This is a genomic window from Promicromonospora sp. Marseille-Q5078 (genome assembly GCF_050315395.1).
Classification (GTDB): domain Bacteria; phylum Actinomycetota; class Actinomycetes; order Actinomycetales; family Cellulomonadaceae; genus Isoptericola.
In genome coordinates this window covers 3,990,943-4,010,903 of sequence record NZ_JBNPQG010000001.1, presented here as the reverse complement: position 1 = coordinate 4,010,903, position 19,961 = coordinate 3,990,943, and the positions used below count along the sequence as shown (strand labels likewise).

Sequence of the window (19,961 nt, the reverse complement as noted above, 5' to 3'; positions counted from 1 at the left end):
CGCTAGGTTCCGCAGGGAACCGGCGGCGCGGCCGACGTGCGACGCCTGGGTGAAGACTGGGCGAACTCGGCCGTCCCCGAGACGATTTCGGGTCTGCCGATCCATTGGGTATCCTCGGTGGGCCGGTTCGTCCGGCGAGGTAGCGTGTCCGAGCGGCCTAAGGAGCACGCCTCGAAAGCGTGTGTGGGTGAAAGTCCACCGTGGGTTCAAATCCCACCGCTACCGCCACCCGAAGGGCCCCACCCGCAAGATTCTGCGGATGTGGGGTCCTTCGTCGTTCCCCGTACTCCTTTTTCACTCCGTTTTCCCTTCCGGGAGAGAACCCGTCGATGCCGTGGCGCCACCGGGACGGAGCCCGTGAATCGCCACGACGGTCGCCTCTCCGAGTCGCTTCAGCGAGCCCGCCGTGACCAGCACGAGGCGATCCCCAGGAGCCGTTGCTTCCCACTCCTTGAGCACGATGGGGTACAGACGGGCAACGGCCACCTCTCCTGCTGCCACGGCAGTTCGGCTAGCGAGGATGAGCGGGGCTTCCCTGACGTCGCGGTACAGCAGGGCGTCCGGATATCGCAGGCCGTCCCATTGCGCGCGGTATCCGGACTGGATCGGCCGAGGGTGCGCGTCGCCAGCTCTGCCCGCCATCCGGAGTTCGACGTCGACGGTCACCGAGTGTCTGACCAGGCGTGACCAGCCGAAGTCGGTCGGTTCGGCCATCACGGTGCCGCCCCCTTCGGTGCATCGTCCGTCGCGGATGCCGAAGCCTGAGTGACCAGCTGATCGATCACTTCTCGCAGGTCCGGCGCCACGTGGGTCCGCTTCACATAGTGCCGCACGGTGGTGCCCTCGTCGGCGTGCCCGAGCAGCGCGGTCGCGTTGGCGATGGTGGTCGAGTTGGCGACCTGGGTGGCGACGGTGCGGCGGAAGTCGTGCGGCGTGACCTTGGTGCCGATGGCGGCCTGGGCGTCGCGGAGCTGGTCGCGGATACGGCTCGGTGAGCGCGGCGTCGCACTGGTCGACGGGAACACCAGAGCGTCCGGCCCACCGTCGAGCCCGAGGTCCAGCGCCTCGGTGATGGCGGCGGCGACGAATGCCGGCAGCGTGATGGTCCGGCGCGACGAGTCCGACTTGGGCTTGGACTGCCGCCTCAGCCGGCCCTCGACCCGGACGACGGTGCCCGTCACGGTGAGCGTGGGGATCAGGGCCTCGAGGTCGAGGTCCGCCTCCCGCAGCGCCAGGCACTCGCCGATCCGCAGGCCGGTGCCGAGCATCGTGTCCACGATCTGCGGCAGCAGCGTGATGTTCCGGCGACCGCGGGGGAGCGCGGGACGGTCCTCCCACTCCCGGACGGCCTTCCGCAGCAGAGCGATGTCCTCCAGCCCGAGCGCACGGACCTCGTCACGTCGCGGCTTGCGCACCGTCACGGCGTCACGCACAGGGTTGAACGGTGCTGCGCCGTACCGGACGCACATCATCATGACCTGCGACAGCACGTTGCGAGCCTGGCGGGCAGTGTCGAACTTCTGCGCCGAGCTCAGCGCCATGAGGACCCTGTTCACCGCGACCGGGGTGACCTCGCGCACCCGTAGCGCCCCGAACGCCGGCCGCAGGTCCCGCTCCAGCACGCCGAGATAAGTCGTCAGCGACTGAGGCGTGATCTGCCCCTCGACCCGCTTCTCGGACACCCACTGGTCGAAGACGACCGTCATCCGGGTGTCCGGCGTGATCGTGGCACCGCCGCTGCACGTGCCGTCCGTGCTGGCACGGTGCAGCCTGTCCTCCAGGCGACGCTGCGCAGCGGCACCGGACGGCCCACGGGACTCGTACTTGTGCAGCACGCCCGTGAAGTCGCGGTATAGCGCCTGAGCCCGCCAGAGGCCGGGGGAGATCTCACGGCGGCGGATCTGCCCCCAACGTCCCGGCTCGATGGGCTTGCGAGGCATCGGTCAGCCAACCGCGCGGTCGTCGGTGAAGCGATCCAGCCACGCCTCGACGTCGTCGGGCCGGTACCGCAGCCGGGCGCCGACACGGACAACGTTCGGCCCACCGCCACGGCTCGACCACGCGTAGACGCAGTGCAGGGTCACGCCCAGGTACTCCGCGAGTTCGTCCGGCGTCATCAGGCGTCGACGCGTGGTCGTCCGATCGATCTGGCTCACGCTCGTGGTGCTCATGATCGTTCTCCTCTACTGACTGGGTGGAAGCTGGTCACTAGGCTCTGGCCATGACGAAGACTTCAGCGCCCCGGACGCGGCGACGCAGCGTCTGGTGGTTTCTGGGCACGATCGTTGTCATCCTGGCGCTGGCTGGCGTCGTAGTAGTCGCCATGCCACTACTGCTCTCCCTCGGTCCCGACGTCTGAAGCAGTCGCTAGACCGTCCTCGGTCGAGCTGTGCCGGTCGCCTTCCACTGTGCGTACTCGCGGGCCCGCGCGGCTGCGGCGTCAGCCAGGGCCTTGTCGCCGGGGTTGGTCCAGCCGGTGCCGGCGTAGGTCCAGTGCCCGATGACGAGCGTCGTGTCTTCGTCGTCGGCGAGCAGGCGAGCCTCGAGGTCGGCGGTGTCCATCGGGGTGCCGTCGCGGTCGGCGTCGGCCTTGAGCTTCTGGAACCTGGCGCGGGCTCGGCGGAGCCTGCCGAGGGGGATGGAGTAGCGCCGGGACTTGCTGGAGAAGTGGCCGCGGAAGCCGAGCATGTGCGCCCACTTGGGCAGCAGCCGGTACGGGCTGTCGGCACACTGGCCGCACAGGCAGCCGTCGTCGTCCTCGGGGTCCGGGCCGGCGAGCCCACGGCACGCGGTACGGGCGCGTTCGGCGAGCCATCGGCAGGTGCGGATGAGGCGCTGGTGGTGCGGTCGCGGGGCGGAGGGGTCGGTGCCGGTGCCCTTGGTGGAGTACTTGGCGAGGTAGCCGGCCACCTGTTCGGGGCGTAGGTCGTCGGTGCCGTCGTCGTTGTCCGGCACGCCGGAGCGCACGCACCGCACGTCGAGCTGCTTGCCGAAGCGCAGCACGCGCGGGACGTCGCCGCCGTCGACCGGGGGAGCGGTGACGACGACGGCCCGGGCGGCGTCCTTGGCAGCCTGCGCCAGGACCTCGCCGTCGAGGGGTGCGGGGGAGCCGGGGCCATTGGGTCCGTCGAGGCGGATGAGGGCGTGGAAGTGCACGAGGCCGCGCACCTGGTACTCGGCGACCTTGGCGAACTGCACCGACGCGACGTCGCGCAGCGCGGACTCGGGGACGCCGAGACGGTCGGCGACCTGGCGGCGCAGGGCGATGGTGAAGCGGCGCCACAGCTCGGGGGCGTGCCACTGCCACACGACGGCGGAGTGCCAGTCGTAGCAGCCCTCGCACAGCGGCCCGCCGACGGCGGGATCGGCGTCGGAGTGCTGGGCGGTGCACGAGCGTGGACGGCCGTGCGGGCAGGTGCCCGTGCCGTGGGGGCGGCATCGTCCGCCGCCGTGCTTGCCCCCGGTGCCGTGCACGTGCCCGAACGACGGTGCGGTGAGGGTGGCGAACACGAGCGGATTGTCCGCGACCTCGGCGGGGACGGTCTTGCCGCCCAGCAGGCCGGCACGGATCATCTCGAACGTGTCGCGGGCATAGACGCGAGAGCAGGCAGGGCAGACCGACTCGCGCCGGTTGCCGCACGCCCGGTACAGGGTGCCGAGCGGGGCGTCGGTGGAGCTGAACTGCGACAGCACTTCACCCGTTGCCGCGTCGATCGTCGTCGAGATGCCCTGCAGCCGGATGGGGTGAGAGCAGTAGCCGGTGCGGGCCGCCGCCTCAGCAAAGGCGCCCGTCGTGCGGTCGCGCAGGCGAGCCAGGATTCCAGCAGCCTGCGCGTCGGTGAGGCCGGCCAGGTCGAGGGGGACCTCGGGGGAGTGCCCCCAGAAGCCCTCAGCCGTCGCCGTGGCCGCGTTCATCAGGCGACCTCGGCATCCCGCTCGACGGTCGACCTGCGAGGGGATCGCTTGCGCGGCGTGCGGGGCCGCGGCGTCGTCTCGACCGGCTCGCCGGGAGCCTTAGCCGGGGCGTCGTCGCTCGCAGGAGAGTCCGCCTCGGACTCGGTGGGCAGCGGCGGCGCGGGCGGCGCCGGGTAGGTGGCGGCGACCATGCGGATGAAGTCGTCGGCCCAGTAGTCCGCCCGCACGCGCTCGACGTGTCCGTCGTCCCCGACGAGGTACCCGGCGCCGGGCATCGTGGTCGCAACGTGGTGGGCGGGCGCGGCGGAGGCCATGCCTTCTCCGAGGACCATGCGCGTCTCGGACGCGGATGCGAGGCGCAACGCGATGGCCTGGGTGAACAGGTCGCGCATGCCCACGGTCTCCTTGCGCGGGTCCTGCACGAACGCGACGACCATGACCCCGAACGCGCGCCCCTGGGTCAGGATCAGCTTGAGCAGGGTCGCGGCCTCGTTGACTACGTCCTTGGAGGCGTAGGCGGTCAGGACGGCGAGCTCGTCGATCATCAGCACGTGAACGGGGTCGCCCGGTGTCGGGGTGAACGTGCGCGACAGGCCGCGCATGAGGCCCTGCCGGTGGATGATGACGCGGTGCAGGTCGCCGAGGAGTCGGACGGCGTCGGGCTCGTTCATGGCGATGTGGGAGAACATCGGCGCCCCAACGGAGACCTCGACGCCGCCCTTGAGGTCGACCCCCCACAGCTGGACCATCCCGGCGTGCGAGGCCGGGGCGAGGTTCCCGGCGATGCCCCAGAAGATCGACCCCTTGCCCGAACCGGAGCGGCCGACGACGAGGGTGTGCCGGGCCGCAAGGTCGAGACGCCACGGCGACCCGTCCGCTGTGCGCCCGAGAGTGACCGCACCAGTCTCGATCGCGGACGGGATCACCGGCAGCGTCGGCACGTGCAGCAGCTCGCGCATCGTGAGCGACAGCTCGAGCCACCCGCCGCCGATGCGGTGAGTCTCGACCGCCTCGGCTCCGACCGACGTCGCGATGGCCTCGGCCGCGGCGGCGACGTCGTCCACGGTGTGCCCCACACGGGCGCGGACCCGGAAGGTGAGCGTGCTCCCCGAGGCGCGCACGCGCCGCAGGCGAGGGATCACCCGTGCCCCGTCGTCGGAGTCCGAGGTCGCCAGGCCGCAGCGGTCAGCGATCGTCGACCACCGCTTACGCAGGTGACGTCGCCAGCCGCGGCGTCGGATCGGCCCACCGAGCACCGCCTCGTACGTCAGCGGGTGCACGACGGACCAGACCGCGCGCAGCAGGCAGAACGCCGGGACGCACCACATCACCGCGTAGCCAGCGACCGAGTGGTCCAAGATGAGCAGGACGTTGCCCAGCACGACGCAGGCCAGCAGCAGCCGCCAGGACCGCAGCGTCCACCAGATCAGGTGCCACACCGCACCGGCGACCGTGCGCGTAACGGCCCACGCCGTGCCGAGCGCGTCCATCACGCCGCCTCCGCCCCATCAGACGGCCGGTCGTCGAGGTGGTCCCACCACGGCTCGACCGGAGGGAACGCGCGCACCGGTCGGACGAGCTCGCCCGAGTAGTGCACCGCGAACCGCGGCTCGACCCCGGACATTGAGGACCAGACCGTGAACCCTCGGGCGTGGTCCTCGGGCGGGTACTCGGTCACCTCGCCCAGCGAGAGCAGGCGGGCCAGGTGCTCGGCGTCTGCCTGGGAGTCGACGTGCACGCTCACGCACGTGCGCCCGAGCGCGAGGTAGCCGACCCGGCCACCGACCCACTCGGCCAGGTCCCCAGCGACCTGCAGCAGCTCCGCGGGAGCGAGCCCGCCCGTGGGCGCGGACATCAGGCAGCCGCCTTCGCCGTGGATGGCTTCGCGTCGGTGCGGTCCTGCCCGGGAGCGACCATGCCCGACGCCCGGAACGACCAGGACAGGCGCGGGCGCGGACCGGAGTCGTCGATCCAGGGCAGCGCCGTCAGGCCGGTGAACTCCACGGGCGTCCAGGGCAGGGGAGAGGTGTTCTTCGGCGGCACCGGCTGGACCTCGGCCGCGAACTTCACACTGACGCCGATGTCCTTGCGGTTCGCGTCGTCGTCGCCGTCGATGACCGTGCACTGCCACATCGGCAGCCCAGTCTCCTTGTCCCGCTGCTGCGGACGCGAGCCGTCAGCCCGCTTCTCACCGTTGAAGTCCGCGACGGGCTCCACGTAGCCGCGCAGGAACGCCCCGTTGGGGAAGACCATCGCGTGAGCGATGGGGAAACGCTTGGCGAGTGCCATGGTCTGACTCCCTGCATCTGGTGACTAGGTTGACTAGTCATGTGGTTGGACTTCCTCAGGATGCACGGCTTGACTAGTCATGTCAACGGACTGGCCAAGGTTGGCTGACTTGGATGGGCAACGCGCCCTAGGGTGGACGGCATGAGTCTCGATCCCGACGACCCGCGACCGCCCTACCTCCAAGTGGCGACGGCGCTCCGCGCTGCGATCCTCACGCGCAAGATCGAGCCGGGGGACAAGCTGCCCAGCCAGAACGAGCTGGCCGAGCGCTATGGCGTCTCGCGGATGACGATCCAGCAGGCGCTGCGCGTCCTCAAGGACGAATCGCTCGTCGTCTCCCGCCAGGGCAGCGGTGTCTTCGCGCGCGAACGCACGGAGAAGCCGGTCGGCCTGCGGCCCCACATCGAGAAGGCGTTCGAGGCCGACGAGGTCAGCATCGACTTCCTCGGCTACACCGCCGAGACCCTGCACGGCGCGATCGCCGAGCCGCTCGACAAGATCCGCGCGGGCCGGCTCACGCCGAAGTCGATTCGGATCCGCATCCTGGTCTCCGACATGACCCAGCCCCTCGCCCTACCCGTGGCGGTGGAGGGCGTTGAGCGTGACTCGGCCGCTGCTCGGGCTCGCATGTCCGACCTGAGTACTCGCTACATCGGTGGCGTGACCGACGCCGTGCAGGAGCTCGCGGACCTCGGACTTGTCCCCGACGCCACAGTCGAGACCCGACGGTTCACCGCCGCCCCGATGTTCAAGGCGTACGTCATCAACGGCGCCGACGCCTTCTTCGGGTACTACCCGGTCGTGAAGCACGACGTCCGAACAGCAGGGCGTCAGGTGTCCATCTATGACCCGATGGGCAAGGACACCGTGCTCTTCCACTGGACCGACGATGGCGACATCGAAGCCGTCGACACCCAGTTCGTCATCGAGACCCGTAACTGGTTCGACAGCGTCTGGAACACCATCGCAGTCGAGGGTGACCAGTGACCGACGCCCGCACCCTGCTCTGGTCCGCCCGCGCCGTCCTGCTCGACTTCGACGGCCCTGTTACCCCGTTGATGCCTGCACCGCTCAACATGCAGACTGCCGACGCCGCACGCACCGCTCTGGCCCGACACGGCATCGAACCCGCAGAGCTACGCGAGACCTCCGATCACCTCGCGATCATTCGCTGGGCCGGCGCCCACGCGCCCGCCGCGCTGTCAGATGTTGAGGCGACGTGCATCGAAGCCGAGGTCCAAGCCGCACGCACGTCGCACCCGACTACCGGCGCGCACGAACTGATCGCCGCGCTAGACGACGCCAGCGTACCTGTTGTCATTGTGACGAACAACGCCGCCGAGGCTGTCCAAACCTACCTGCATCGCTTCGGCATCACCGCACAAATCCTCGACGTCGTCGGCCGCCCTGAGCGTAGGCCCGATCTGATGAAGCCGAATACGTTCATGGTGGAGGAAGCGCTCCGCATCATGGGGAGCCTTCCTGATGAGGTTGTCTTGGTCGGCGACGCCGTCTCGGACGTCCGTGTCGCACATCTAGCAGGCATTCGGGCAATAGGTTACGCAAAGAACCCGGTTCGAGGCAGAGAGCTCGAAACTGTCGGCGCGGATGCCCTTGCGGAGACAATGATTGCGATCTTGCCATAACGCACAAGATTCATCGAGCTCGATTGCTCAAGCAGGTCGCAAATAGTCAATCCTGAGATGCACAATGTGGACGCGCCTACCATCCAGCAAATTCCTCGACTTTTGAACGAGAAGTTGTCTCTCGACTTCTTCCCGATCCAGCCGTGCCAGTGACCTGCGGCGCGCATCGGTAGTATCGGTCCAACTCGCGACATCGGGCCACGCGATAATATAAAAGCCATCGCTGGCACCGACATCGTGCATGTACCTCTCCACCAATTGGGCATCCATAGCAGAGAGGAGACCTGCGTTCCATGCCCCTTTAACTTCGATCGGCACCGACAATCGGTCGCAAACCGGATCGACCGAGAATGCATCGACGAGAAGATCTGTGCGCTCGCCCATGCCGCCCGGCCGGCTCCGACGAATCTGCACCTCCCGGTTTACAACAACTCTACGGCGACCCAGGACGCGCGACAGGTTGTTGGCCAAATAGTCTGAGATATCGTCCTCGGTCTTAGGGCGCCCAGAATAAGTGTCCCACAGATAGTGGGATTCCGGCGTGGCGCCTGTAAGTTGCTCCTGAATCTCATCAATCGCTCGGGAAACCGAATCAGCGAGGCCCGGCGAATCGTTCACCACGACCGTTCGCGGGTCGTGCGCTAGGCGGAGGAGGTGCGAGAGAGGTGTTGGTTGCCACGAGTCGCGCCGCAGGGCCGCTTCGGCCGCGACAAGAACGCGCGAAAACAATCTGTTCCCCGGCTGTGCCGCGACAAGCGAGCGAATGACTGAAACTGCCTGTGGAGAGCCCTCGTCTTGCAATTGACGCAAGATGCGGTCTCGCCATTGTCCGACCTCCTCCCGTGGGCCGACCATGTGGGCCTCGTCAATCATTGGGTCGGTGTCGGGCGGGAAATTGGCGCGTAGCCAGAGATAGATGTCGGCCAGAGAGGTTGCCGACATTGCCGCCGCCGACTTAAACCCACGCACTGTCGGCGACGCTGCAAGCACCTGCTCCGCGAATGGCAGATCCGCGTCAAAAGCCTCTCGCAGTTCCGGCCAACTCGCCTCTAGGTCATGGGCAACAAGCGTTGCCGCTGCCAGTCGCCGGTGCTCGCTCGGCGTCGGGTCCTCCAACCATTCATGTAGCAACCGGCGCACGAGGCCGAAGTCATTGGTCGCAAGCGCGCTGACGATTTCCTCCCGCGGCTCACCGTCCGTCGTCTCTAGCAGCGACAGGTAGCAGGCGGCCACCGTATCGTCCCAGAGGTACTCAGATTCGTTCGTCAGCAAAGGCCTACGGCCGCTCGAAACTGCGGCATCCGCCCGCGCAATCAATGCCTTCCGCGCTGCCTGCTGCGCCTCCGGGCCTGCCAGTTCAAGCAACTCCAGCTTGTCATCCCAGGTGGCACCATTGATGAACGATGTCGGCCAACTTGTGATTATCGGAGCCCATTCTCTCCAAGCCGATACTGGAATCTGTCGAAGGCGGTCAGGCGAAATGCGCAGCATGATCATTAGTGCCCGATATCCAGCCTCGGCAGGATGGAACATGATTTCCGGCTTATGGAGCCACATTTCCACATGGCACGAGTGTTCCCGAATGTAACGATCTGAAGCGTCGACAAAGCGCTCTCGAAGGGCATCGTCAAGAGTCTTCCATCGTGGCATCGCGACCACATCGGGGTCGGAACCCCTGTCGAAGTGCTTCGAGCCCGGTGCGACTGTTAGCAGGCGCACGCTCTGCCAATATCCTCCGGCGTCGCCCGAATCGAACCTTGCGAGCAGGTCGCGGATTTCGTCGTTGATCTCGTCCGATTGTTCGGGGTCGGAGGGCTTGACGGTATGAGTCGCCCGTCGGGCCTCACGCATCCGATCAGCTTCGGCGGAGTCCAATGCAACAGGTTCCACCAACTGGTGAACATATCCTTCGAAGAGGGGGTGATCGTGCGACATATCAAGCACAAGATCGCGATGATCGGATATGTCGTCCCTAAACGTCAACCGGAAAAGAGTTCGAACCACGCTTCGCGTGGGCTCATCTGCGGTTGCGGCGTATATATCGGATAGCCACTCAAGATCCTCCGCTCGGACGATGCCCATGGAGAATGGACCGTATGAAGTTAGCGCGAATACTATTGCGTCCGTCGGGGACTTGGCAATTATGCTTGAGGCTATCGCACGTCGCAGGAATGGATCCTCAAATATATCAATGCGCTCTTCGGTCAGGCCCGAATCGTTGGGTAGTAGGTCTTCGTAAATCTCTGCTCGGGCGATCACCAGTTGGGCAAACGCCTCTATGACATTGCGCTCGCGAGGTCGTCTTGACGCCGACGTCATGATTCGGGTTGCGAGTGCGCTGAACGCGTGGTCATTTGTCGCAAGATCGAGATTGTTTACTAGCCATTGCAGCCCTGCAAAAGCATCATCATCGCTGATACGTTTGGGGAGATCGCTCAGGAATGCCTCATAGGCGCCGAAAAAGTTCTGCTGGCGACGCGGGCATAGTGCCTCATACGTTTCTTCTATGGAGATTGCGTGAGGCCAAGACGCCAATAGTGCAACACCTTTGATTTCGTCATATGGATCTTCCTCTGAAGTTAGGGGCTCGATCGCTAGATCGCGAAGCGCGGCGGATTGATGCGATGTCGGTAGACGCGAGATTGCCCATCCGGCGGACACGCGGTCGCGCGTTTCAGCGGTGCGGTCGAGGGCGATCTCCGCCAAGTCATCTCGAAGTTCGACCGCTGCACACTCATCTGCAAGTTCGAGTGCTAGTTGACGTCGATCTGGATCGATATCATGCAAGTGGGCGCGTATCTGTTGAGCAGCGCCAACATGTCGAAGGGGGGCTAGTGAGCGTTCCCAGCGGTTGACGGTGAACTCGCTCGCTATAGAGAAGAGACCGTCTATGACGGCGGCGCGTAATGTGTTACCAGGGAGTTCCACTTCGCCGAGAAAAGCCGATGGATCCGCCTCGACCAAGAAATTGTATTTGTCCGGCGCGATGGCCACGGTCCATGTGGCGGCCAACCTGGTTTGTGGCCAGCATCGACCGTCGGGCGCGAGAAACAGTGACCGTGTCTGCGCTTCTGACAGGTCGTTGGATACTACCCAATCTGCGCATAGGAAGTCGGCGAATGTTGCATGCGCCCAACCAAGACGCTCTCCACCGCGACTCGCAAAGAGGCCGGTTCGTACTGCTTCCAGTACGGCGGACGATGTTACTTGGATACTGCCTTCCGGTATCGGCTCGAGTCCGCCAGAGAGGTGATCGGCGGCGATATCCTCGCCCGCCACGTCGACTGTCGGGCCTGTCCATATGGCAGTGGCACCGCCGAAGACGGTCGCTGCTGCGATTCGTCGTGCGGCCGCGATGCGGTGTTCAAGGGGAATTGTGGTCGCGAGTCCAGCGTCGCGGCGCCCAGGGTTCTGCTCAGTGCAAAGAGAGCCAATCCCTGCTCGATACAGTGCTGCTCCCCGCCCGGGAAGCTCTCCCGACGCTGCGAAGTTTCGGGCGAGGAACTTCAAGGTCAACGGACGTGAGGCTAGAGGTCCCGCCCCTGCCCGGACTACTTCTTTGAGGAAGGGCGTGGGGTCGCACCATGCTGCTGCAATGGTCGACGCATCGACGCGACGGAGGGGGAGAAGTTCGACAATGTGTAGATCATCGTATGCATCTTTTAGTGACTGTTGGGTCTGCTGCACGAATAGGTGACACCTGACCTGTGGTGCCTGCGGGCGCTGCTGGAAGGATGTGTCCCGTGCCCAGACCCCATCCCAAGGAGTTCCGCGACGACGTCGTGGCGATCGCGCGCCAGGGCGAGACCCCGATAAAGCAGGTCGCGAAGGACTTCGGCATCTCCGAGTCGTGCCTGCGCAACTGGCTGCACCAAGCTGACGTCGAGGACGGCGCCAAGCCTGGCGTGACGAAGGACGAGTCGACCGAGCTGCGCGAAGCCCGCAAGCGTGTGCGGCTGCTGGAGCAGGAGAACGAGGTCCTGCGCCGGGCGGCGGCGTACTTCGCCCAGGCGCACCTGCCGGGAAAATGACCTACCCGCTCGTCCGTGAACTTGCTGCTGACGGTGTCCCCGTCGCGGTGACGTGCCGGGTCCTCAAGCTCGCCCGCCAGCCCTACTACCGGTGGCTCGCCGCACCTGTGACGGCCCGGGAGCTCGAGCAGGCGCACCTCGCGAACGCGCTGTTCGACGCCCACCGCGATGACCCTGAGTACGGGTATCGGCTGCTGGCCGACGAGGCCCGAGACGCCGGCCACATCGCGTGTGACCGCACGATGTGGCGACTCGTGCGGGACGGGCGTTGGTGGTCGGTGTTCGGCAAGAAGCGCTCGAAGAACGGCAAGAAGCCCGGCCCTCCGGCGCACGACGACCTCGTCCAGCGGGACTTCACTGCCAGTGAGCCCAACGCCTTGTGGTTGACGGACATCACCGAGCACCCGACGACCGAGGGCAAGGTCTACCTGTGCGCGATCAAGGACGTGTACTCGAACCGGATCGTCGGCTACTCCATCAGCGACCGCATGAAGTCGAGGCTGGCCGTCCAGGCGCTCGAGAACGCCGTCGCCAGGCGCCGGGTTGACGGCGCCGACGTGGCCGGCTGCATCGTGCACAGCGATAGAGGCAGTCAGTTTCGAAGCAGGAAATTCCTCGCCGCGCTGCGTCGTCACGGCCTGGTCGGCTCCATGGGGCAGGTCGCCTCCGCAGGCGACAACGCGGCCATGGAGTCCTTCTTCTCGCTGCTGCAGAAGAACGTCCTGGACCGGCGTCTATGGACGACCCGCGAGCAGCTGCGCATCCGGATCATCACCTGGATCGAACGCACCTACCACCGACGCCGCCGCCAGCAGCGCCTCGGACGATTGACCCCCATCGAGTACGAAGCCATCATGACCACTCAGGTCGCACTCGCCGCCTGACAACCGCTGTCACCTATTCGTGCAGCAGATCCGTTCGAGGCTCGCCGGCCAGTCGGCTGTGCGGCAGGCGATCCGCACGAAGAGTCGGTCGCAGGGGAGTTGTCGAAGGCGACTTGCGATGATCGAGCCTATGTGGGGAATGCGTGCGCGAGCTTCGTCGAGTGCATCTAGGACGAGGCACAGCTGTCCTGATCCGGACGACCAGTCAGCAAGCGACGGGGCCTCGAACACTTCGCGTACCAAGCGGTCCTCGGACCCGTACGACGACAGGTCGAACGCAAGAACTGATACGCCGCCCGCGGCCAAGAACGTCGTATCCGCGATCGCGGTCGATTTTCCGGCACCAGGTTCTCCGAGGAGGACTAAGCACCGGTAGTCGCCGAGCTGTTCGGTGGCCTCAATGCCGGTGCCGGCAGACTCGGTGTGGAGCATGGCCGCGTTGGGGTCGCGCAGGAAGCCGTCGTCATCGAGCGAATAGCTCCCGTCGCGAGAGCACCAGAAACGTTGCAGCCTTGTCTGAGCCGACATCGTCCCATCTTGCGGGTACGGTCGCGGCGTTCGCCAGCGCTCGACCGAGGTTTGGACAGTAAGCGTGAGGGCCGGGGATAGCCCCGGGCAAGTTTGGCGCGGGTTGCTCGACGCCCACACGACTTGGTGCCGAGGGCTGCACCTGTGAGTACTTTCTCTACTGACTCAAGGCGCGGCTCCGCCGCGCGTGCGAGCGCCGGGGAGCACCGCGGGGCCCCGCGCTTCGCTCGCAAGCTCGCTCGCGCACCCCACTGTGCTCCCCGGCGCTCGACTTCACCCGGCCCGCTGGGGCAGCCCCAACGTCACTCCGTTGCGTTCGGCCGTCGTCGGGTCTCTACGACCTGATTGTTCTGCTCGTCCGGCTCCAGACCCCTGCGCAACCAATCCTCCCGAGCCTGGCTCGTCCCCGCGATCAGTGCCCACGTGAAGAACGGGCCGAGCGCCGCCATGATCCAGGCGAAGGTCCAAGTCTTGTCGTGCGGGTTGTAGACGTCAGACCCGCCCGGAGCGATCACGACCGGGTCGATCGCTGCTTCGGTCGCCTCGGGTTGAGGTTCCCCGAAGCCGCTGGAGAACTTGACGCCGTCGACGTCGTGCGCGCCGTCGGCCGACTCGAAGGTCCCGTACCAGTGGCAGTCCTTAGGGCCGCAGTCCTCCACCAGAGGGATGAAGCGTCCCTCGATGCCTCGGTGCGTCGCCTGCCAGCTGTCGACGGACCAGAAGACCCCGATCGCGACCCACGCACCGCCGAGGGCGATCGAGACCACCCAGACCGGAAGAGTGACTAACCAGAACGACACGAGTCGACGACGACGTGGTGGCGGAGGCACGGCGCGGAGTCTACGCAGGTCGCCCCGGGGCCATTCGTGCCGGGGGCCGGCGTCAGCTGGGGTCTCCTTCGCCCTGACGTCCCGGCCCCGCACCGACAGCCGAGCATCCGGCCGACTCCGGACCGCGTCAAGGGCGCATGCGGCGTCGCTACGCGATGGCCTGCGGCCACCCTTGACCCGGACCTCCGCCGGCCTCTTGTGCTCCGCTATCGGTACGGCGCCTCCGAGTGTCCCCACCGGCCGAGGTATCGACAGGTCGCCGGATTGCCTCCGTTTTGGACGGCGGATCGGTGCCGGCGGGTGCAACCCGATCCAACGGGCGGAACGGTAAAAGACCAGGTCAGATGCCAGAACGACCCGGGCAAGCAGGGCGGGCCAACGCGCAGTTTTGAAGCCCACCGCTACCGCCACCCGAAGGGCCCCACCCGCAGCATCACGCGGACGTGGGGCCCTTCGTCGTTCCTCGTACTCCTTTTCACTTCGTGTTGCCTTCCGAGACATCCACCGATGCCTGCGAGGCCGCGATGCGGCGGAAGTCGTGGGGCGCGACCTTGGTACCGATGGCGGCTTGGGCGCCGCGGAGCTGGTCGGAAACGACCGGGGGAGCGGGGCATGCCCTTGGTCAAGCATGGCTTGGGCGGCCCCGGGTCTGTCCAGTGCCGCCCTCTCCTAGCTAGTCCACGAGCGCTACGGCTGGGGACCCACTGGACGCAGACCCGACCGGGTATCGGCGACCAGGCCGACCGCTCCCACGAGCGCCACTATCGCGAGAACGGCTGATACCAACGCCGGCATGCCTTCGCTAAATCGGGTAGACACGCCAATGACGGCTCCGGCTCCGCCGCCTGCGACAACGAGAAGTGCCGGCCACCACCACGCAACTCCGGTGTTCCAGAGGATGGGCACGCAGAGCCCCAGGCCGATAACCATGGGGAGCAGCCCCGCCAAGGCGCCCTCGACCCCGGTGCCCACCGGGTCCGCGATGGCGTAGGGGCTGCCGTCGACGAGTTCATCCGTCCAAAAGAATGCGAACAGGTACGCGAACAAGCCCGTGAACAGGGCGACAAGGAGTGCAAGGCCCGCGCGCAACCACCGAGCACCGTTGCTGGTTTCTGTCACGAGGAACACCGTAGCCAGGTTGTCGAGGCGCGTGAGACCGGTAGTGCCGACCTCACGGGCGCGGCGACCTAACTGCCTGCCCGGATCGATCGGGTCCACGTGCGAGGCCAGCGCACGTGCGCGCTTGAGAACGCCAGCGCAGTCCAACCGGCGAGCAGAATGATCCCCTGCGGCTGGAATACCGGTAGGTCGACGCCGTCCATGTTCACCGTGTCGGGATGGCCAGCAAGGAAGGAGCCTGCGATGAGCAGGACGCCCAAGGCTCCTCCGAGCAGCGTGTACTCACCATGGCGGCTCCACCAGGCACGCAGCCGGGGGACCAGCCGTAGCGGAAGCCCGACGACAAGAACGGCCATCGTCGTCACCACGGCGAGCGCGGCACTCCAGAAGAGCCACCCGACGACCGTCAGAAGATCGTCGTAGGGACCTGAGACGACGCAGACGACGAGACCGGTTGCGAACATCAGGGCGAGCGTCAGGAGCGACTGGACGCCGACAAGGCCCACGGCCGAGAGCGCTGCGCGAGCCCGTGTCCAGTCCACCGGTGGCGCGCTGACATGTCCTTGAGGCTGCAACTCGTGACTCTCCGGCGCTCCTGGGCGGTTCACGCCGGCGAGCCTATCGGTCACGCGCACCCACACCTGTGCGGTCGGATCGCTGGTACTGCGAGCACTCTGGGTCGTGTCCCGGCACCGCACCGACCGCCGAACATCCGGCCGCCTCCGGACCGCATCAAGGGCGCCTTCGGCGTCTGCGCGATGGCCTGCGGCCACCCCTGACCCGGACCCTGGCCGTCATCTTGTGCTCCGCTTTCGGTACGGCGCCTCGGAGCATCCCCGCCGAGAGGTCGCCGGTTCGCCTCCGTCTTGGTCGCTGGTCGGCGCTCCTAGGGATGGGTGAGACCGACGGTCACAGCGGCCGCATAGCCGGCGACGACGAGCCACTCCCACCACGCAGGTCGAACCAGCGACCGTCGCGAGGTGTCGCTCGCCGGCGCCCGGACCGAACCGGCCGTGGCGCGACGCATCTCGATCTCAGCGACGACGCGGTCGACTCGAGACCGGCGATTGAGCATTCCGGAGATGTTCGCTTGCTGGACCGCCCAGCACCACCACGTCTGTCCATCGCGCTGGACGACGCCGACCTTCGACCCGGCCTCGAGCGCTGCCACCTCGCTCCACGGGACCCATGTCTTCGTCACGATGTTGCGAGCGCTGATGCCCTCGTCAGAGACGCGAATCCATCCGCGACCGATCAGGAGGACGAAGAGTCCGCCTCCCCCGATGAGGGTGTACCCGAAGAGGATGCTGCCGAGCGTGTCATCGGGGTGCCTGGGGATGGCAGTGTCCGCGAGGAGCAGGAGGATCCACAGGGGCGCGAGCACCGCAGACCATCCGCGGAGTCCGGGGGACACCCGATAGATGACGTCCCCGTCGGGGAGTTCCGTGCCTCCGGCGGCGCCAAAGTTCGCCGACCTCGGTTCGGGACGAGCCTGCTCTACGTCTTCTGCCACCTTCACTCCTGGTCCAGGACACCGCTGACCCTTGCGCGAGAAGAGAGTCCGAGCTCACCAGGCGTCGGCCGCTGTGTGGGGATCATGGCGGGCCTGGCGCCGACGGTCAATCGCCGAGGCAGGTTCCGAACGTCACGGTCCATCACCGGCGTGCGCTCCGGTCGACGACGGTGGCTGCAGTAGCGTGCCGAGGTGATTCCCGCCCCGACAGCCCGCCTGCGCTTCCGCGAGATGACCCACGACGACCTGGACGCGATGGCCGCGCTGCTCTGCGACCCGGAGGTCATGACCTACTACCCTGCGCCGAAGACCAGGCAAGGGGCGCTGGCCTGGATCGACTGGAACCAGCGGAACTACGCGGAGCACGGTCATGGTCTCTGGGTGATCGAGACCCACGCCGGCGAGTTCGTCGGCGACTGCGGGCTGACCTGGCAGCCGGTCAACGAATCGACCAAGCTCGAGGTCGGCTATCACGTCCGCCGCGACCGGCAGGGACAGGGCTACGCCACCGAAGCCGCCGGAGCCTGCCGTGACTTCGCGCACGACGCCCTCGGAGCGACGGAACTCGTCGCGATCATCCACCCCGAGAACCTCGCATCGCGACGCACCGCCGAGAAGATCGGCATGCGGCACGTCGACGACCACACCGGATCGCGCGGCGTGTACACGGTGATGGGCATGGAGCTTCGCCTCTAGGTGCTCGCGCTGGGATGCGAAACGAGCGGCGGGGCGGGGTGCACAGCACGACCAGTCGCGATCCCGAGGCCGAGCCGACGCACGGCAGAAGCCCGGGTTGGCGGCAGCGGACAGCCAGTGCCGGCGCCCCTCGAGTAACCTCTCGCCACGAAGCGCCGGGATCGCCACGGCTGCTCGTTCGGTTCCGGGAGGGACGGCGTGATCGAGATCCTCGGGGACGTCTTCGGTTGGATCGTTGGCAACCGGTGGGGGCGCCGCGTCGTCGAACGTCGGAACGAGCGGTTCCGAGCGGACAACAAGACCGAGGCTGCGGTCCGCTTGGTATACGGCTCCGTTCGCGGCTTGACGGGGCAATGGATGCCGGCCGTCTGGTCGATCGCACCTGGTCGCCTTTCCAATTTCTCCGTCGTCGTTACGGTCGGTGCTCTCACACGCGACGAGTCACGCAGACCGGGGAATCGTGAGTCCTTGTCCGTCGACCCCGACGCCGAGATCTACCAAGCCCGGAGCAACGACGCTGTCGTTGAGGTGGCACTGCTGCCGTCGCAGTCCGCATGGGTCGTCGCGGTGTTGCAGGGAGAGCAACCCTCGTGAACTGATATTCGCCGCGTCGATGGTTCCTACGGCTGCCTTGGCCCTACTCACATCGCTCCTGGCGGCGGAGACCTTAGCGGCAGACGAGGGGCGCTGTCGCTGGTCCTGACCGGGTGAACTTTGGCCCAAATGCGCCGTTGACGCGGCTTGGCGAGGACCGGCGCCCGACAATGACACTGCCTGGCTTCGGGATGCCCCGATCAACGTCCGGGCGTGACCTCGGGAGGCGACCTCAGCATGGAGCTGCGGCACGAACTGACGGTCTCCGAGGCGTCGGTGCCGGTCGACCCCGACGGGGGATCGCGCGCAGCGCGGCGGCTGGTCGTCGTGGCCGTGCTCCTGCTGGTCCAGGCCGGGATCGTGTGGCTCTTCGTGCCGATGTGGTGGTGGCACGTCGGCAACATCCTCGAGGCGCCTGGAGTCGAGACGGTGCTGGTCCGGGCGTTGTCCGCCGTGCTCGTCGTCGGGATCCTCACCGTCGAGATCGTCATGCTGGCGCGGCGGAGGCGGGAGCCGCTGCCGGTGACCTGGGGCGCGACCGGTGCGCTCGTCTTCACGATGATGCTCGAGTCCATGGGCAGCTTCTAGCGCGGTCACGGCCACGGAATCGCGCGCTCACGCCGTGACGGGGGAGAGCTTCCGCTCGAGGAAGAGCGTGGCGGCTCCGATGGCGCCGACGTCGTCGCCGAAGGTCGACGACGTCACGGGGACGTCGTGCGAGCCGCCCAGGGCACGCCGCGCCCCCGCGACGACCTGAGGCGTGGCGTGCTCCGCCAGGTAGCTCCAGTAGGGGCCGCCGACGATGATCCGGTGCGGGTCGTGGATGCTGGTCAGGGTGCGCGCGGCCTCGCCCAGCGCCGCCCCGTACCCCTCGATCAGGCTCCGTGAGACGTCGTCGCCGTCGTGTGCCCTCTGCTGCAGCAGGGCGAGGGCCGTCGACTGGGGAGCGCCCGACTCCAAGGGGACGCCGGCCCCCCGCGCCTTCTCCAGGAAGCGATCCATGTCGGTGTAGAGCCAGAGGCAGGACATGCGGCCGCAGCCGCACCGGGTGTCGTCCATGCCGGTCGGGAGATGCCCGATCTCGCCCGCCTGGACGGTGCTGCCGCGGTGGATGGTGCCGTCGCCCGCCACGGCCGACCCCACGCCGGCGCCGGCGTACAGGTACAGCACCGTCTCCTGGGTGGCGAACCGGCCCGGCCAGCACTCTGCCGTCAGCGCGGCGTTGGTGTCCTTGTCCAGGACGGCGGGCAGTCCGGTCCGGTCGCGGATCAGGTCGAGCAGGGGCACGTCGCGCCACCCGGGCAGCCACGGGGGATCCACCATCGTCCCCCGGACGGCGTCGATGCCGGCGGGCGAGGCGACGCCGATCCCCTGGAGGACGGCGCGCACCCCGTCCTGCCCGTCCGGCTCGTCGGCGCCGAGCTCGCGGATCATCTCGTCGAGGGTCGCGCCGATGCGTTCCACGTCCGCCGCGGGGTCCTCGCCGGGGCGTGCGAGGGTCCGCGTCAGGATCGGGCGGGCGAGCATGTCGACCAGGGTGACGGTGATGTGCGCGGGGTCCAGGTGGGCTCCGGCGGCGAGCATCGCGCGGGCCTCGACCTGCATCGACATCGCGGGCTTGCCGGGCCGGTTGGTGTGCACCGGTGCCGCGCGTACCAGCCCGCGGTCGATCAGCCGCCGCGTGATCTGCGAGACCGCCTGGCGCGAGAGACCGCAACGTTCCATCAGCTCCGACTGATCGACACCCTCCGGGGACACCCGGATCGCCCGCAGCACGACGAGCTCGTTCCGAGCCCCCACCTGCGGCATCGTCGTCGCGCGCATCCCGCTCCCTCCACCCGGCCATCGTGCTTGGTTGAATATATCCATCAGTATGAGTAATGTCCCCGGACGTCGGACACAGTGGTCCACGTCAC

At 67.1% G+C, this 19,961-nt stretch carries 20 protein-coding genes and 1 tRNA gene; 7 read left to right on the top strand and 14 right to left on the bottom strand.

The window, feature by feature from the left end; all coding sequences use genetic code 11:
• Positions 1 to 138: 138 nt before the first annotated feature.
• Positions 139 to 228 (top strand) — tRNA-Ser (locus ACQFYA_RS18470).
• 66 nt (positions 229 to 294) lie between these two features.
• Here the strand turns inward: ACQFYA_RS18470 and ACQFYA_RS18465 are convergent.
• The 7 genes from ACQFYA_RS18465 to ACQFYA_RS18435 all read right to left on the bottom strand — a co-directional run bounded on the left by ACQFYA_RS18465 (position 295) and on the right by ACQFYA_RS18435 (position 6,204).
• Positions 295 to 714, bottom strand: a complete 420-nt coding sequence (locus tag ACQFYA_RS18465; RefSeq protein ID WP_499126578.1) for a hypothetical protein — start codon at positions 712 to 714, stop codon at positions 295 to 297.
• A complete protein-coding gene (locus tag ACQFYA_RS18460; protein WP_499126577.1) occupies positions 714 to 1,940 on the bottom strand; it encodes a tyrosine-type recombinase/integrase in 1,227 nt (408 codons plus the stop codon). The genes ACQFYA_RS18465 and ACQFYA_RS18460 overlap by 1 nt, the downstream gene beginning before the upstream one ends.
• 3 nt (positions 1,941 to 1,943) lie before the next feature.
• Entirely contained in the window at positions 1,944 to 2,171 is a 228-nt protein-coding gene (locus ACQFYA_RS18455; protein ID WP_499126576.1) for a helix-turn-helix domain-containing protein, read from the bottom strand.
• Between the two features lie 196 nt (positions 2,172 to 2,367).
• Complete coding sequence (locus ACQFYA_RS18450; RefSeq protein WP_499126574.1) at positions 2,368 to 3,915, bottom strand: replication initiator; 1,548 nt, start codon at positions 3,913 to 3,915, stop codon at positions 2,368 to 2,370.
• Positions 3,915 to 5,405: an FtsK/SpoIIIE domain-containing protein gene (locus tag ACQFYA_RS18445; protein ID WP_499127605.1), complete on the bottom strand. Its 1,491-nt coding sequence runs from the start codon at positions 5,403 to 5,405 to the stop codon at positions 3,915 to 3,917. Before ACQFYA_RS18445 ends, ACQFYA_RS18450 begins: the two co-directional genes overlap by 1 nt.
• Positions 5,405 to 5,770 (bottom strand): hypothetical protein, encoded by a 366-nt coding sequence (locus ACQFYA_RS18440; protein ID WP_499126573.1) that lies wholly within the window; start codon positions 5,768 to 5,770, stop codon positions 5,405 to 5,407. Before ACQFYA_RS18440 ends, ACQFYA_RS18445 begins: the two co-directional genes overlap by 1 nt.
• Positions 5,770 to 6,204: a plasmid replication, integration and excision activator gene (locus ACQFYA_RS18435; RefSeq protein ID WP_499126572.1), complete on the bottom strand. Its 435-nt coding sequence runs from the start codon at positions 6,202 to 6,204 to the stop codon at positions 5,770 to 5,772. The genes ACQFYA_RS18440 and ACQFYA_RS18435 overlap by 1 nt, the downstream gene beginning before the upstream one ends.
• Before the next feature lie 141 nt (positions 6,205 to 6,345).
• Between ACQFYA_RS18435 and ACQFYA_RS18430 the strand changes: the two genes are divergently transcribed.
• Complete coding sequence (locus ACQFYA_RS18430) at positions 6,346 to 7,191, top strand: GntR family transcriptional regulator (RefSeq protein WP_499126570.1); 846 nt, start codon at positions 6,346 to 6,348, stop codon at positions 7,189 to 7,191.
• The gene (locus tag ACQFYA_RS18425) at positions 7,188 to 7,850 is read left to right on the top strand and encodes an HAD family hydrolase (RefSeq protein ID WP_499126569.1); all 663 of its coding nucleotides are present in this window, start codon (positions 7,188 to 7,190) and stop codon (positions 7,848 to 7,850) included. The genes ACQFYA_RS18430 and ACQFYA_RS18425 overlap by 4 nt, the downstream gene beginning before the upstream one ends.
• Before the next feature lie 27 nt (positions 7,851 to 7,877).
• On the opposite strand, the gene ACQFYA_RS18420 is transcribed toward ACQFYA_RS18425, so the two are convergent.
• Positions 7,878 to 11,366, bottom strand: a complete 3,489-nt coding sequence (locus tag ACQFYA_RS18420) for a hypothetical protein (protein WP_499126568.1) — start codon at positions 11,364 to 11,366, stop codon at positions 7,878 to 7,880.
• A gap of 227 nt (positions 11,367 to 11,593) precedes the next feature.
• Between ACQFYA_RS18420 and ACQFYA_RS18415 the strand changes: the two genes are divergently transcribed.
• Positions 11,594 to 12,765, top strand: a protein-coding gene (locus ACQFYA_RS18415) for an IS3 family transposase (protein WP_499120832.1) whose coding sequence is annotated in 2 segments (ribosomal slippage) — positions 11,594 to 11,872 and positions 11,875 to 12,765 — 1,170 coding nt in all. Because the reading frame shifts where the segments join, the coding sequence is not laid out codon by codon here.
• Positions 12,766 to 12,774: 9 nt separating this feature from the next.
• Here ACQFYA_RS18415 and ACQFYA_RS18410 read toward each other — a convergent pair.
• The 5 genes from ACQFYA_RS18410 to ACQFYA_RS18390 all read right to left on the bottom strand — a co-directional run bounded on the left by ACQFYA_RS18410 (position 12,775) and on the right by ACQFYA_RS18390 (position 16,626).
• Complete coding sequence (locus ACQFYA_RS18410) at positions 12,775 to 13,293, bottom strand: hypothetical protein (protein WP_499126567.1); 519 nt, start codon at positions 13,291 to 13,293, stop codon at positions 12,775 to 12,777.
• A 302-nt stretch (positions 13,294 to 13,595) separates the two neighbouring features.
• On the bottom strand, positions 13,596 to 14,060 hold the full coding sequence (locus ACQFYA_RS18405; RefSeq protein WP_499126565.1) for a hypothetical protein: 465 nt from the start codon (positions 14,058 to 14,060) through the stop codon (positions 13,596 to 13,598).
• Positions 14,061 to 14,810: 750 nt separating this feature from the next.
• On the bottom strand, positions 14,811 to 15,251 hold the full coding sequence (locus tag ACQFYA_RS18400; protein WP_499126564.1) for a hypothetical protein: 441 nt from the start codon (positions 15,249 to 15,251) through the stop codon (positions 14,811 to 14,813).
• A 59-nt stretch (positions 15,252 to 15,310) separates the two neighbouring features.
• Positions 15,311 to 15,850 carry a hypothetical protein gene (locus ACQFYA_RS18395; RefSeq protein ID WP_499126563.1) on the bottom strand — a complete coding sequence of 180 codons (540 nt, stop codon included), beginning with the start codon at positions 15,848 to 15,850 and terminating at the stop codon, positions 15,311 to 15,313.
• A 278-nt stretch (positions 15,851 to 16,128) separates the two neighbouring features.
• Positions 16,129 to 16,626, bottom strand: coding sequence for a hypothetical protein (locus ACQFYA_RS18390; protein ID WP_499126562.1), 498 nt, complete (start codon positions 16,624 to 16,626; stop codon positions 16,129 to 16,131).
• Positions 16,627 to 16,947: 321 nt separating this feature from the next.
• Here ACQFYA_RS18390 and ACQFYA_RS18385 point away from each other — a divergent pair, with 321 nt between their 5' ends.
• From ACQFYA_RS18385 to ACQFYA_RS18375, 3 genes are all read left to right on the top strand, one after another.
• Positions 16,948 to 17,451: a GNAT family N-acetyltransferase gene (locus ACQFYA_RS18385; RefSeq protein ID WP_499126561.1), complete on the top strand. Its 504-nt coding sequence runs from the start codon at positions 16,948 to 16,950 to the stop codon at positions 17,449 to 17,451.
• 198 nt (positions 17,452 to 17,649) lie between these two features.
• A complete protein-coding gene (locus tag ACQFYA_RS18380) occupies positions 17,650 to 18,045 on the top strand; it encodes a hypothetical protein (protein ID WP_499126559.1) in 396 nt (131 codons plus the stop codon).
• 213 nt (positions 18,046 to 18,258) lie between these two features.
• Positions 18,259 to 18,633: a hypothetical protein gene (locus ACQFYA_RS18375; RefSeq protein ID WP_499126558.1), complete on the top strand. Its 375-nt coding sequence runs from the start codon at positions 18,259 to 18,261 to the stop codon at positions 18,631 to 18,633.
• Positions 18,634 to 18,660: 27 nt separating this feature from the next.
• On the opposite strand, the gene ACQFYA_RS18370 is transcribed toward ACQFYA_RS18375, so the two are convergent.
• Positions 18,661 to 19,869, bottom strand: a complete 1,209-nt coding sequence (locus ACQFYA_RS18370; RefSeq protein WP_499126556.1) for an ROK family transcriptional regulator — start codon at positions 19,867 to 19,869, stop codon at positions 18,661 to 18,663.
• Positions 19,870 to 19,961: the final 92 nt, after the last annotated feature.